The organism is Streptococcus sp. 2100, from assembly GCF_013276335.1.
Lineage (GTDB): Bacteria > Bacillota > Bacilli > Lactobacillales > Streptococcaceae > Streptococcus > Streptococcus pseudopneumoniae.
In genome coordinates this window covers 94,568-108,791 of record NZ_VMKV01000031.1, presented here as the reverse complement: position 1 = coordinate 108,791, position 14,224 = coordinate 94,568, and the positions used below count along the sequence as shown (strand labels likewise).

General features: G+C 38.6%; 12 protein-coding genes and 4 pseudogenes. 1 reads left to right on the top strand and 15 read right to left on the bottom strand.

Going from position 1 to position 14,224, the window contains the following annotated elements:
* Positions 1-44 precede the first annotated feature (44 nt).
* A complete protein-coding gene (locus tag HT669_RS05420; RefSeq protein WP_023939680.1) occupies positions 45-2,183 on the top strand; it encodes an ATP-binding cassette domain-containing protein in 2,139 nt (712 codons plus the stop codon).
* Between the two features lie 272 nt (positions 2,184-2,455).
* Here HT669_RS05420 and HT669_RS05415 read toward each other — a convergent pair.
* From HT669_RS05415 to spx, 15 genes and pseudogenes are all read right to left on the bottom strand, one after another.
* Positions 2,456-2,614: pseudogene (locus HT669_RS05415) on the bottom strand (transposase); the annotation flags it as partial.
* A pseudogene (locus tag HT669_RS05410) lies at positions 2,606-2,857 on the bottom strand (phosphoribulokinase); the annotation flags it as partial. The pseudogenes HT669_RS05410 and HT669_RS05415, both read right to left, overlap by 9 nt.
* Positions 2,854-3,444, bottom strand: a complete 591-nt coding sequence (gene nrdG, locus HT669_RS05405) for an anaerobic ribonucleoside-triphosphate reductase activating protein (protein WP_050222807.1) — start codon at positions 3,442-3,444, stop codon at positions 2,854-2,856. The gene nrdG and the pseudogene HT669_RS05410, both read right to left, overlap by 4 nt.
* Positions 3,437-3,943, bottom strand: a pseudogene (locus HT669_RS05400) (GNAT family N-acetyltransferase). Before HT669_RS05400 ends, nrdG begins: the two are co-directional and overlap by 8 nt.
* A 43-nt stretch (positions 3,944-3,986) precedes the next feature.
* Positions 3,987-4,127: a hypothetical protein gene (locus HT669_RS05395; protein WP_000521618.1), complete on the bottom strand. Its 141-nt coding sequence runs from the start codon at positions 4,125-4,127 to the stop codon at positions 3,987-3,989.
* A gap of 11 nt (positions 4,128-4,138) precedes the next feature.
* Complete coding sequence (nrdD, locus tag HT669_RS05390; protein WP_172933653.1) at positions 4,139-6,346, bottom strand: anaerobic ribonucleoside-triphosphate reductase; 2,208 nt, start codon at positions 6,344-6,346, stop codon at positions 4,139-4,141.
* Positions 6,347-6,465: 119 nt separating this feature from the next.
* Complete coding sequence (locus tag HT669_RS05385) at positions 6,466-8,004, bottom strand: damage-inducible protein CinA (protein WP_050207603.1); 1,539 nt, start codon at positions 8,002-8,004, stop codon at positions 6,466-6,468.
* A gap of 255 nt (positions 8,005-8,259) precedes the next feature.
* Complete coding sequence (gene cls, locus HT669_RS05380) at positions 8,260-9,792, bottom strand: cardiolipin synthase (RefSeq protein ID WP_000877323.1); 1,533 nt, start codon at positions 9,790-9,792, stop codon at positions 8,260-8,262.
* 145 nt (positions 9,793-9,937) lie between these two features.
* Positions 9,938-10,402 (bottom strand): annotated as a pseudogene (locus HT669_RS05375) (SP_0198 family lipoprotein).
* Positions 10,403-10,485: 83 nt separating this feature from the next.
* Positions 10,486-11,736: a folylpolyglutamate synthase/dihydrofolate synthase family protein gene (locus HT669_RS05370; RefSeq protein ID WP_000464365.1), complete on the bottom strand. Its 1,251-nt coding sequence runs from the start codon at positions 11,734-11,736 to the stop codon at positions 10,486-10,488.
* 254 nt (positions 11,737-11,990) lie between these two features.
* Positions 11,991-12,296 (bottom strand): DUF1292 domain-containing protein, encoded by a 306-nt coding sequence (locus tag HT669_RS05365; protein WP_000017620.1) that lies wholly within the window; start codon positions 12,294-12,296, stop codon positions 11,991-11,993.
* 15 nt (positions 12,297-12,311) lie between these two features.
* On the bottom strand, positions 12,312-12,731 hold the full coding sequence (gene ruvX, locus HT669_RS05360) for a Holliday junction resolvase RuvX (protein WP_001808830.1): 420 nt from the start codon (positions 12,729-12,731) through the stop codon (positions 12,312-12,314).
* Between the two features lie 3 nt (positions 12,732-12,734).
* Complete coding sequence (locus tag HT669_RS05355; RefSeq protein ID WP_000507059.1) at positions 12,735-13,001, bottom strand: IreB family regulatory phosphoprotein; 267 nt, start codon at positions 12,999-13,001, stop codon at positions 12,735-12,737.
* Positions 13,002-13,087: 86 nt separating this feature from the next.
* A complete protein-coding gene (locus tag HT669_RS05350) occupies positions 13,088-13,657 on the bottom strand; it encodes an SP0191 family lipoprotein (protein WP_000725129.1) in 570 nt (189 codons plus the stop codon).
* 65 nt (positions 13,658-13,722) lie between these two features.
* Positions 13,723-14,121, bottom strand: coding sequence for a transcriptional regulator Spx (gene spx / locus HT669_RS05345; protein WP_000591165.1), 399 nt, complete (start codon positions 14,119-14,121; stop codon positions 13,723-13,725).
* Positions 14,122-14,224: the final 103 nt, after the last annotated feature.

Here is a 14,224-nt window from a genome sequence, read left to right as displayed (position 1 = left end):
CAGGTTCTCATATTATTTTTAGATGTCATTGGAGAGTAAAAGGTATGTTGAAAATTTCAAATCTTGACAAAAAATATAAAGAAAAAATAGTTTTGAATTCAGTTACACTCAATATAGAAGACTCAAATAAAATTTATTCTTTAATAGGTGAAAGCGGAACAGGTAAATCAACATTGTTTAATATTTTATTTGGTTTAGATCAGGAGTATGAAGGAGAGTATACTTTATTCAAGCAAAACGCAAAAGAATATAGTTTGGATACATGGGCGCAGTTAAGAGAATCAAAGATAGGATTAGTTTTTCAAGATTATAAACTTTTGGAAGACTTTACTGTTTTTGAAAATTTAAAATTAGCAAGTAATGCACCGGATTCAGATATCGGAAGTATCATGAAAGAATTAGATATTTTTGATTTGAAATCTAAGTTTTGCTTTGAGTTAAGCGGAGGGCAAAAGCAGAGGGTAGCTCTTGCACGTGCAGCCATAAAAAAACCAAAGATTTTACTATTAGATGAACCTACAGGAAACTTAGATACTTCAACCAGCCAATTAGTTTTTAAATATCTACAAAAACTTAGAAATAGAGGGATTCTTATTTTCTATATCACTCATGATAGAGAGTTGGCTAATTTGGCAGATGTTGTATATGAGATAAAAGATAAAACAATTAAAGAAGTCAGGAGAACAGAGGAAAATATAAAGTTATCTGATAACTTCAACGAAAATACTCGAAAAATTCCCTTTAATTTTACTATAGATTATGTAAAATATAAGTCAATTCGAAATATGAAGAGGCAATTACTTCTAATAGTTCCTATGACTTTAATAATATCTATTTTTATACTAGGCTTTACTGCGTATCGTTCAGCTTCTTTACTTAGTTTTGAGAGTTTTTTTTCTGGAATAAGTGAAAGAGTCATAGTGGCATCTACTCAGCAACTCAATACAGATACAATAAAAGATTATAATGAAAATAATATACAAAGCCCTTATGATGGTAAGAGAATAGGTTTTTCGGATAAAGATAAACAACAAGTTGAATCTATTGATGGAATTGAGAAGGTAATTTTATTTAATCATGGTGTAAAATCTAATTATAACAATGCTTATAATAGTTTAAATTTAAATTTTTCTGAAAAAGATTTTTCTAGTAAAATAAGAAAGTTTAACTATGGCTGGAATAAAATTTCTTCACTTTCATTCAATTTCCAAAAACTCGATGTTCCTAAATACTTTATTTCAGATTATAATTCTGAGAATATAATCCTGTTATCAGGTGACTATCCAAAGGATGACAGTAATGAAGTTTTAGTACCAGATACTTTTATTTTGCAACATTTAAATACTGAAGACTATCAAAAAGTTCTTAGAAAAGAAATTGATTTGGAAACAGCAAATATATACTCTAAGGAAAAAAAGAATGATAAAGTAATAATTAGCGGTGTTTATCAAACATATTATCAAAATAGTTTGAAATCAAATTATCCAATTTACTCATCTTATTTTGAAGAATCTAATCTTGAATATTTTTTAAGTCAAGAATCATATGAGCATCACAAACAAATATTATCGTTGACTCCTGAAACATCAAAGGCTAGTAAAGACATTGTAGATAGTTATGAAAATTATGTAAATGCTGTAGGGACGAGCAAAGATGGATTGTTAATAAAAATAACTGGTGATGTAGAGACTATTTCTAAAAATCTGCAAAAACTATTTCCTAAGTATCGATTAGCTTCCAGATATGATATGAGGTCAGGAACTTTTAGTGATATTTATGGTAGCTTAGTGAGAATATTGATAGTTGGTTCGACTGTAATTTCTCTGGTCATAGGATTAGTAGTTGCATTTTTAAATAAGGGATATATAATCAATAGATCAAAAGAGTTAGCTATTTTATATAGCTTAGGGTATAAGAAAAAGTATATTTTTTCAATAATATTTTTTGACAATATATTAATTTTTCTTTTATCTTTCTTTAGTGCAGTGCTAATAACTACAGGATTAAATTTAGTTTATCTCAGTAAGACTGTGTACTTCTCCTATTTTTCATCGTTATCATCATTATCAAATATGGGATATATTTTTGCACTTGTTATATTGATGATGTTAGTATCGGATATATGGGGGTTGAACACTGTTAAACAAAGGCAACTCCGGAAATTTTTGAATAATCAATTTTAACAATGTTAATCAAGAGTTTATTACATCAAATTTTGTGAACACTCTTTGATTTTAGCTAAAATATCTCATTGTCATGGATATTGGGAGGCTTTAAGATATTAAAAGAGAGGGAATTGAACTCAGTAATATCATTAATTTAATGAGCTAACTATTTGAATAGAAGATATGATTGAAATCATCAAAGCGATTCTCTATCCTATCTTCTATTTTTTGCATAACAAACAGAGGGGGGCACCCCATTTTTTGAGATTTATGTTACTCTATAGATATAGTTAATTGAAACAAGAGCAGGACAGAAGAGACTCGTAAAAGGTATTGCAACTTGGTAATACCTTTTTGAGGTGCTTTTTGAGGTGCTTTTTGATATGAGCCCATGTTTTCTCAATAGGATTGTACTCAGATGAGTAGGGAGGAAGAGGTAAAAGTTCATGCGCCACCGGCAGACAAGCTGTCACCTTTTGATTTGGTGCGTCCTTTGGCACTACCAGATGGCGTTCTGAGGTGATATAAGGATCTGTTTCTAGCAAATTTACTGTAGTAGAATCTAAAGCTTGGTACAATTCTTGAGCAAAGGTTGATTTACCCGAAGCTCCATGACCGTATATTCCCAGTGTCCTGACTTTCCCCGTCTCGATCTCTGAGACTAGTTGGTCTACTAAGTCTTTTTTCTTCATTCTCTCTTCACCTGTTCATAGCTTTCTTTTCCGTCATTGAGCTTGTCCCAAATCACTACTTGCCCACTTTTGAGCGATTTTTGCACATCGATAACTCGTTGGTTAGACGAACCTCGAAACTGGAGCATATGATTTCTCTTAGTTCGATCATATCGTCCATCGACAAGAATGTCAATCAGTGACAAGAGTTCCAGTTTATCTGGAGTTTCCAACATCATTTCTTCCCAAGTGTAGCCGGCCCAGGACCAGATGTCCTTGTCTGGCAATTCCTTCCGAATCCGCTTAGCAAGTGGCAAGAGAATCCCAGTATTAAGAAAAGGCTCCCCTCCCAGCAAGGTCAAGCCTTGAACATAAGGTTGAGCGAGATCTTCCATGATCTGTTCTTCTAATTCTGCTGTATAGGGAATTCCGGCATTGAAGGACCAGGTGGCAACATTATAACATCCCTCGCAATGAAACATGCAACCTGATACATAGAGAGAGTTACGCACGCCTTCGCCATCCACAAAGTTAAAGGCCTTGTAGTCAATGATACGCCCTTGACTGAGTTCCTCGCTTTTCCATTCTTGTGGTTTTGGATTATTCATTCGCTACCTCTATCCAATAACGCTCCACACCATTACGAACGTCCTCAAGGAGCCCACCATTTGCTAAAATGACTGCTCTACTAGCAGAATTATTCACACTACAGGTCACCAGAGCTTTCTTGATATTCTTTTCCTTAGCAACTTTCAAGCCCTGACGGAGAGTCTCTTTTGCATAACCTTTGCCTCTTTCTGATGGACGGATGGAGTAGCCAATGTGGCCAGCATAATTCAGTAAACCCTCATTCAGTCTCAATCGCAGATTCAAAAATCCTAGAGTATGACCTGCATCATCAAATGATACAAATTGAATAGAAGGAACACGATTTTCAGGCAAGTTTATTCCCATTTCTTTTTGCATATTTGTTTCCAACCACTCTTCATACACAAAGTTCTCTGTATCTCAAAATCCGCCATCATGGGCTGATTGGCTCTTTTCAAACTCTGCCATCATCTCTAAAACTGTTTCTTTATCTGCTAATCTTGGTCTGCGTAATTCCATCCTTACCTCCCACTATGAGAAAAGCGAGAGCTGACTCTCACTTTTATTTCTTCTTATTCTTATTTAAAAATTGTTCTCTGAGGTTGAGCAAGCGTTCTTTCTTACCAGCTCCACCTTTAGAGTGTTTCTCGTGATAACGGGTCACTTGTGCACGCCCCTTATCGTCTAATTGATATTTTCCCATTTCATTTCTTTCTAATTGGTTACTTGGTGACCAGCTATTTTAATCGTTGAACCATTCATGTGTTTGACACGCGCTGCAATTTCCTTGTGACGCCCATTGACCATAGGTCTCGCTTGAGGATTACCTAAATAGCCACAAGTCCGTTTAACAACGTCTACTGTTTTAGGGTCGCTATTGCCACAGTTAGGACAAGCAAAGCCCCTCTCAGTTGGTTCAAAATCCCCTTCAAAGTCACACTTATAGCAACGGTCTATTGGAGTATTAGTCCCCAGATAACCCACACGGTCATAAGCATAATCCCAGACAGCTTCCAGAGCCTTAGGATTTTGCTGAAGGACTGGATACTCACAATAATGGATGAAACCACCTGACGCACCTGCTTCTGGATAGACTTTCTCAAAGTCTAATTTTTCAAACGGTGTTGGATTTTTACGAACATCGTAGTGGAAAGAGTTGGTGTAGTATTCCTTATCTGTAATATCAGGAATAGAACCAAACTTGTCTGTATCTAGTCGACAGAAACGGTCTGTCAAACTTTCAGACGGTGTTGAGTAGATAGAGAAATGGTAGCCATATTGGTCAGACCACTCTTCTACACGGCGTTTCATATCGCGAATGATGTCTAGCGTGAATTCCTTAGCATCTGGATTACTTTCCCAGCTGTTACCAAAGAAAACTGTCGCTACTTCATACAAGCCGATATAGCCCAGCGAAACGGTTGCCCGACGATTCTTAAAGAGCTGGTCAACACTTTCTTCTTTACCTAGACGATGGCCAAAAGCACCGTACTGATAAAGAATAGGAGCATTTGCCGGTGTCGCTTCCTTGGTTCGTTCGACACGGTAAACCAGGGCATCTTCTGCGATATTCATACGCTCGTTGAAGATTTCCCAGAACTTATTCATGTCGCCCTCAGACTCGAGGGCGATGCGAGGAAGATTGACCGTCACAACGCCTAAATTCATCCGACCTGAATTGACTTCTACACCATTTTCATCCTTCCACCCTTGAAGAAACGAACGGCAACCCATAGGCACCTTAAAAGAACCTGTCAAGTCGACAATCTTATCGTAAGACAAGACGTCTGGGTACATCCGCTTGGTTGCACACTCAAGAGCCAACTGCTTAATGTCGTAGTTGGGAGTTCTTTCTTCCAAGTTAAGACCTCTTTTAAGCGTAAAGATGAGCTTAGGAAAGATGGCTGTACGGTGTTCTGAACCAAGACCCTTGATACGAATGTTTAAAATAGCTTTTTGAATTTCACGCTCAAAACGGCTAGTTCCTAGACCAAAACCTAGCGAGGTAAAAGGTGTTTGGCCATTTGAAGTGAAGAGGGTGTTGATTTCATACTCAAGGGATTGCATAGCATCGTAGATGTCTTTTTGAGTTTTCTTCCAAGCGTAATCTTCCCGTTTTTCAGGCAAGACCCATTCTTCTGCATCTTTGAGGTGTTTTTGGTAGTTCTTCTCTGCATAAGGCGCCAAGACTTCATCGATACGGTCAGCTGAACAACCACCGTACTGGCTAGAAGCCACGTTGGCGATGATTTGGGAAATCTGAGCTGTTGCAGTCTGGATAGACTTGGGACTTTCTACCTCTGCATTTCCAATCTTAAAACCATTTTCCAACATCCCCTTGAAATCAATCAAACAGCAGTTGGTCATCGGTGTATAGGGACTGTAGTCCAAATCGTGATAGTGGATATCCCCCTTTTGGTGAGCATTGGCTACGTGCTTAGGAAGCATTTGGAGTCCAATCGACTTCCCAACAATCCCCGCAGTCAAATCACGTTGGGTGTTAAAAACATCGCTATCTTTATTGGCATTTTCATTGACAACTGCCTGATCTTTATTAAGAAGCTTATGAATACTAAAGTTGATATCTGTCGCTTTTGAGCGCTCAAAATCCCTCTGTGTCCGATAAGTGATATACTCCTCAGCCAGCGCATATTCTTTGGCTTCAAGGAGTTCATGTTCTACGATATTTTGAATTTCGTAAATCTTAACCCCCTGTGGAAAGCGACTATGAATTTCTGTGACAATTCGCTCAGTCAGAGCATTGAGGCGTTTTTCAACCAAGGGTGTCACATCCATAACCTTGTCTGCCGCCTTGTGGAAAGCCTTGTCAATCTTATCCACATCAAATACAACACGTCTCCCATCTCGTTTCTCGACGAAGAGAGTTGGCAAAATTGTAATTTTTTCTTCTAGTGCAATCATATGCATGCTCTTTTCTAAAATGTTCTTTCTAAAAAGTATTATACCACTCTAAAAAGAAAAATCAATATCTTGTGTTAAAAATCCTAAAATTTTTAAAAATACACAAGATATTGATTTTGTTATTTGATTTTATAGACTTTAAACTCTGAGTAATCAGTCTTTACTTGTTGGTAATTTTCTTTCAAGATTGTTTCTACTTCAGACCAGACTGGCACCTTGTCATTTACCACAATCACCTTAGGTTGTTTTTCTTTCAAGTCATTGAGTAGCTTATTCCGATTTTCCTCAGTTGCTGTATAGTGCACGGGAGACAAAATCGCCGATGGCGACAAGCGCTCACTCTTACGATAAAGAGTCGCAGTATCATCCCATGCATAGATAGCATCTTCCGTATTTGTCTCCTCTTTTACCAAATCAGCAAGACGATTACGTTCTTGATAAGGTACCGGATAAAGGACAAACCTCATCAAAAAGGGAACAGTCAAGAGATAGACAAGCCCTAAAACTGGCAGATATAGATTTCCTTTGAAGAAACGACTCCATAGACTAACTGGCGTTTCTCTTCGTCTTCGTCTAACACTACGCCCCCTCTGTTGACTCTTAATATTGGTTACCAATAAAAGTAGGAAAACAGGGAAGACGACCATCAAATAAGAAGCGTGCAGAGGCTCTTGTGAAAAGAAAAGCAAAATCAAACCTAAAATTGTCACAAGACTCGCAGGCACTGAGATGACATATAGTTTAGAGGGTTTGGATTGAAAGAGACCTAAAAAGATACAAACCACAAATCCCAAACCAAGGGACAACAAGCCATAAAAAGCTATATTCTCTAAAATTTTAGAAGTGAAATCAAAGCGAATACTGTCAATAGGATAACGAATACCACTAATGGCATCCCCAAAACTTCCTGTTGCAACACTATAGTAGGCAGTTGGATAAAAGACAAGTGAAAAACCTAAAGCCACTGCAAGAAACTGATAAAACCCATGCGCAAAGCGTCTATGCCCAAGGTTAAAGACCAACAAGCCTAAACTCACTACAGCAAGAAACAGGAGCGATGACAAGGGAGCAAAGAAAAATCCGCCTGCCAAAGCCAGCCCAATCCGTACAAAGCCCTTATCATGGCTTGGATTGCTTAGGTAAGCCGCAACTAAACTAAAGGCCGCGAATAAGAAGGGAAGCGCTAAAAGAGTCGCATATCCTCCACCAAAAGCAAGACCTGTAACTAGCATGTAAAAAATAGTCACCACTTGTCCAGCTTGCTCTCCTTGCTCTGTCAAGGTGTCCGCTGATCTAAAAAGGAAAAATCCTCCTGCTACCAAGGCTAACCACTCAAAGATGGCAAAGAAAAATCCGCCCTGAGTCACGTAAGTCAGCAAATAATAAAGCAAACCTTGACTTCCATAATAGTCGCTGTAAATCTTCCCTGTCTGATGAAGCGCCCAACCTGCATAAAAATCCTGCACTTCCTGTGCACTCATTAAATCGAGTAATAGCGGTACTCCTAGAGTTATTCCTGTTACAAGCGTACTCCATAGTAAAATTTTCACCAAAGGAAGACGACTTGATTCACGATGATGCAATTCTTGTTTGATTTGGTATTCTAGAGGTTCACGATTCTCCTGATGAACTTCTTCTACTCTACCATACACACTCATATCGTTTCTCCTATTCAATTTATCTGTCTTAGTATATCAAAAAGTCCTAGGATTGTCAGCTTACGATGGCTGTTTAAGTGATTTTTTACATAGTTTCACAAAGGTTTCAATTTCCCGAAAACGGTGTAAATGTGTCTGTTTGAATGTCAGGATATAATCCAATTCTTTCTGAGTCAGCATCGTCCCTCCCTATATCTTTCTATTCGTAAAAAGCAAGAAAAAGAGGACTGGTTTGTGTCCTCAGTCCTAGACTTCTTATAAGATTGGAGCGAATAACTGGGCGATTTCTTTTACAAGTTTTTGATACCAGCTCGTTTTGATAGAATGGGGATAAACTTCCTGAGAATCTGCAAATATATTTTGAAAATCTCGGGCTATTTCCATTATAGAAGGAGTTTTATAGAGTAAGACTGCATTTTCATAATGGTGTACCAAGCTCCGGTAGTCGAGATTGATTGTCCCCACCACCGCAAAATCTTCGTCTACCAACATCTGCTTACTATGAATAAAACCTGGACTATACTCATAAATTCGAACACCAGCAGAAAGAAGGTCTGGATAAGCGCCTCTTGTGACTAACTGAATGAACTTCTTATCTGGTATGTAAGGGGTGACAATCCGAACATCGACCCCTCTCATAGCAGCATTTTTGATTGTCTCCGTTAAATCATAGTCTATGATCAAATAAGGTGTCGTAATATAGACCGATTCCGTTGCTTGATTGATCAAACTCTGATAAACCTTTTTCCCTACCTGCGTTCGAAAAATTGGCTTGGGTCCACTTCCGTATGGAATGGTTAAACCGTCACTTGGGATAGAATGATTTTCTAAATGATATTGATCAAAATCACTAATCTCTCCTCGATTGATGTACCAAGTGGTTAAAAACAAGCGTGTTAGGGCTTTTACTGCTAGTCCGTCTAAGCGAATTCCACTATCCTTCCAATAACCAAATCTCTCGACATGGTTAATGTACTCATCGGCTAAGTTAATGCCTCCTGTATAAGCTATCTGACCATCAATAATCAATATTTTTCTATGATCTCTGTTATTATAGGCCACTGTCAAACGAGGAATAACTTTATTGAATTTATGGGCCTCGATGCCCAGCTGACGAAGTCGATGTGCATAATCTCCTGTTAAAGTAGCCATACAGCCAATATCGTCATAGAGCAGTTTAACTTCAATGCCTTGAGCAACTTTTTGCTCCAAGATTTCTAAAATACGATTCCACATCAAACCTTCTTCTATAATGTAATATTCCAAGAAGATAAATTTCTCAGCCTTTTTGAGATCTTCTACCATCTTTTTCCACATAGCTTCTCCGTTAGAAAAAAATGTAGAGGCAGTTTGATCATAGACATCAGCATTGGTATCCATACTCAATAAGGACTTGATGACACCATATGCCGCCTTGTCACTTTCTTTTAATTCCTCTTTTAGTAGCTGGCTATTTGCTTCTTGGAAATGCATGGAGCCTAGCTTCTTCAGTTGTTTGATTTCTTTTTTGGACAATCGCCTCTCACCAAACATCAGATAGAGCAAGGGGCCAAATACTGGCACAAAGGCTACTAACAACCAGGTTACCTTATTCTCAGGAGTCGTATTACGGTTGACTATCGAAATGATTGTGATGATACTCAGTAGAATGAGGACAGTAATCCATAAAATGGGAGCCATGCGTCCTAAATAAAGAAAGATACCAAAAACAAGACAAAGTTCAAGTAGCATAATCGAAAGACTAAAGCCATACTTGGACATCAATAATTGAAATTTTCTATATTTCATATCCCCTCCTTGATATTTTGAATGCTAAAAACAAGTAATTGATACTAGTATAACCCAGGTATTCGATAGAAGGCAAGTATTTATGATTATTTTCTAGGTAAAAGTAAAAAGGCTGAAAAATCCAGCCCTTCCTACTTGCATAGTCTTATTTAGTTAAAACGATTTGGTCCGATGGGTCTCTATCCATATCGTCTACGACGATTTGATTACCGTTTACAGTGTAAATTTTGACATCATCGCCAATAATCATGCGTTGATTTGCTGCATCAAATGTGACCTGTTTGACTTTCTGATCCCCGTCAGATTCGAGCTCAGTCCATGTACCAGTCGTTCCAGTGACCACTAAAGTGATACGGTCTCCGTCATCTTGGCCTGTATAAGTCCCATCAATATCAGTCGGTTGAGCCTCAGGTGCATTTTATGAAGAACTTGTTGCTACCTGGTTTGTATTTTCTGTAGACGATGAAGCAGTAGGTTGTGATTGCTGAGTTTGTTGTGTTTGCGCTTGAGCTGCTGGTTGTTGAATCTGTTGAGCTCTTTGTGAACAAGCTACTAAGAGACTAAGACTTGCTAGAGAAGCAAGAGAACGTGTGAATCTTGTTAATTTCATGATGGATTTCCTTTCTGCTACCAATTTAGAGAAATTTTCTCTAACCAGCAATTCCCCTAGTATAACAAGTTCAAAAAAGGTGGTCAATTTATCTGTTCATGCCCCAGCAGGTAGCTCCGTACTTCTGAGATAAAATAGAGAGACCCTGTAATGAATAACAAGTCCTGCGTATCGGCTTTTTCTTCGAAACTGCTGATAAATTCTCGGTAAGAAGAAACTATATCGTAACCTGTTACATCTGTCTCATCCAAAGAACCTTGATAGTCAAAGCCAGTCACCTTGAGTTCCACCTGAGGTAAATTTTCAGTCAGATAACCCAACATCCCTTGATAATCCTTCCGTTTCAAGGCTCCAAATAGGATTTGAGGACGATAGGCTTCCTGCTCTTTTTCTTTGATAAACTCAACCAAGCGAGTCAAGGCAGGGAGGTTATGAGCACCATCCAAGTAAATCTGTGGGCGAATACGCTCCAAACGTCCAGCCCAATGGGTCTTCTCCAAAGCCTGTCTTACAACCTGCTCATAAACAACTTCCTTTCCTTCTCCCATAAAGAGAAGAAATGCTTGCAACGCCAAGGCCGCATTTTCCTGCTGATAAGCTCCTTCTAAGCCTATGTTCAGCTGTGAAAGATTTAGTAAAGAGCTTGAAAAATTACCATTCAGCATTGAAAAATCTTGACCTGCCTGATAAAGATCAACAGCTAAAGAGTCTGCTTTTTTCTGACAGACAAGCCTAGCTTCTGGAGGCAATTTCGCAATCACTGCCTTCTTACCAGCCTTGAAAATACCAGCTTTCTGCTCTGCGATTGCTTCCAGACTATCACCCAAGGTTTCCTGATGGTCAAGCCCAATGGAGGTGATAACAGCAAGCTCTCCAGTTACCACATTGGTCGTGTCAAGTAAGCCGCCAATTCCCACTTCTAGTAAAACCAAATCCACTTCTTGCTCTCTAAAATAAAGAAAAGCAATCAAGGTCAGCAGTTCAAAAAAGGACAACTGATCATGGGTTTGCAGAAGCGTTTTCTCCATCTCCTTGACCTGCTCAGCCAAACGGATAAAGTCTGTGTCTGCTATAGATTGCCCATTAATGCAGATTCGATCATTGATAGAGACGATATGAGGGGAGGTAAAGGTCGCGACTTTTTTGCCATGCCCCATAAATAACTCCCTCATAAAAGCAATGGTAGATCCTTTCCCATTAGTCCCTGTTACATGGATAATAGGATAAGACTTCTCTGGATTCCCTAACAAATCCACCGCTTGCTGTATTCGGCCTAAACCTGATCGAAAATTCAAACCAATCCGACTATAAAGCCATTCTCCTACTTCAAACATACACATCTCCTTGACAAAAGTCTAATCAATTATCTAGCAAAATTCCGTAGATAACAAAAAATGAGGTCAGGATTTTCGTCCCGACCTCTCACCTGGTTAGCTAATCACTAACAACTATGAATATTAACTTGGGCTAAAACATCCACAGGACGTTCCAACTCTTCCCCATTTCTGGGAGTTGGGCTGATACAGTCTCCCAGACTACCTGCGTTTCTAATTTCTAGCGCAGGGCTAAAAACGTCCCCCGGACGTTTTTACTCCTCCATAAAGCTGTTGAAGACTTCTTCAATCATGTTCCATTCGTCTTCTGAGTCTTCTGGGATTGGTTGCAATTCGCCTTCTGTTCCATCTTCGTTTTCGATGAATGAGTAAGCTTGGATTTCAACTTGTCCGTCTTCGTCTTCTTCTGCGTTAACTGGTACTAGAAGAACATAGTTTTTACCAAATTCTTCTTTTCCATCAATTGTCAAAAGGATTTCAAACAAGGTTTCATTTCCTTGCTCATCTACTAGTGTGATTAGTTCACGTTCTTCGTGGTCGTGGTTATGATCGTGTGACATATCCTCTCCTTTATATTAAAATTTTCTATCTAAATAATTTTGTAAAATCAGCTGAGCTGCTAACTTATCAATGACTTTCTTGCGCTTATTGCGACTGATATCTGCTTGTTCAATCAACATACGCTCAGCAGCCACTGTTGTCAAGCGTTCATCCTGATAGTCTACTGGTAAACCAAAAAACTCTTCTAGCTTTGCTCCGTAGGCTTGACTAGCTTCTACGCGCGGTCCGCTTGTATTGTTCATGTTTTTAGGCAGGCCCACTACAAATCGTTCCACCTTGTAAGTATCAACCAGCTCCTTAACGCGGTCAAAACCAAATTGGCCTTGCTCCTCATTGATTTGGATGATTTCAAGCCCTTGAGCTGTAAAACCGAGCGGATCGCTAATGGCCACCCCTACCGTTTTTGAACCGACGTCCAATCCCATAATTCTCATAGGTTACAGATCGACTCCTTGTCCTTTAAGGTAGTAGCGAACCAATTCCTCAACGATTTCATCACGCTCATACTTACGGATTTGATTTCGTGCATTATTATAACGAGGAACGTAGGCAGGGTCTCCACTCAATACGTAACCTACGATTTGGTTAATTGGGTTGTAGCCCTTATCGTTCAACGAAGCATAAACATCTGTCAAAGTTTCGCTAATTTCTTTTTTATTGGAATCGTCCAATTTAAAACGTACGGTTTCTTCAGTAAATCCCATTCTAACACCCTCTTTCCTTAGAATAGTACCATTATAGCATAATTCCTTACCTTCTACAATTCAGGCAGTTTATTTATTTGGATTTTCTATTGTTCTGTCGCACCATTTGCCAATCTGTCTGAAATATATTTGCTTGGTTCATTCTTCAAAAGATTTTCTAAGCCAATATTCTTCAAATATTCTAACTGAGAAGCCTTCTTGACATCCAAAACTTGAAAATCAAAACCAGTCGTTGTTTGAAGTTCTGTTGCACTCAATAGTTTTGTTTCAAGCTTAAATCCTGCTAATTTACGAGCTTCTATGATGGAGTCGTCTTTCTCTTCCGCCTCGAGAAGAGCTTTTTGAGTTTCCTCCACTCCATGTTGGTCAATGTAGGTCTTCAGCTCATCTGAGACTGGACGCTTTTGTTGGATAGTTAGACTCAAAAAAATCTTGTCTTTGTAAGTAATGGTTTGGATCTGCTGGCTACCATCATCTGACTTGGGCAAGACCAAAGTCTTGGTTACAACTGTATTCTTCTCAGCATTTTCAATAACTGGCAATGCCGACTGAAGCGTATCTTTTTCTGTTTTTGTAGCTGGTCCAGTTTCTTTTTTCTGTCCGCAACCAACCAGGACAAAAAGGAAAGCTAGACTAACAAGAACTATTTTTTTCATTTCTTTCTTCTTTCTTTTTGAAATTAAAATAGAATAAGACTGGGAATTGCTCCCAGCCTTGATGTTTATAGAGCTGCACGCAAACGTGCTTCTGCATTTTCTACATTACGGACAGAGCGTGGTAGGAAGGCACGAATATCGTCTTCCTTATAGCCAACTTGCAGGCGTTTTTCATCTACAAGGATTGGGCTCTTTAAAATTCTAGGTGTTTCCATAATCAGATTGAGGACTTCGTTAACACTCAAATCTTCAATATCCACTCCAAGGGCTTTGGCATAGCGATTTTTAGATGAGACGATACTGGCTATTCCGTTATCTGTTTTGGTTAGAATATCCAGTAATTCTTCTCGCGTAATTCCTTCTTTACCAAGGTTTTGTTCTTTATAACTTAACTGGTGGGCATTAAGCCAGGTTTTTGCTTTTTTACAGCTAGTACAACTTGAGACTGTATAAATTTTAATCATGTACCTACCCCTTTCGCTACATGTTACTATCAGTTTAGTCTATTATACCATAAAAAACATCCGACTTGCGACCTATTTTTAATTTTTTTTGACTTTTTTCGTC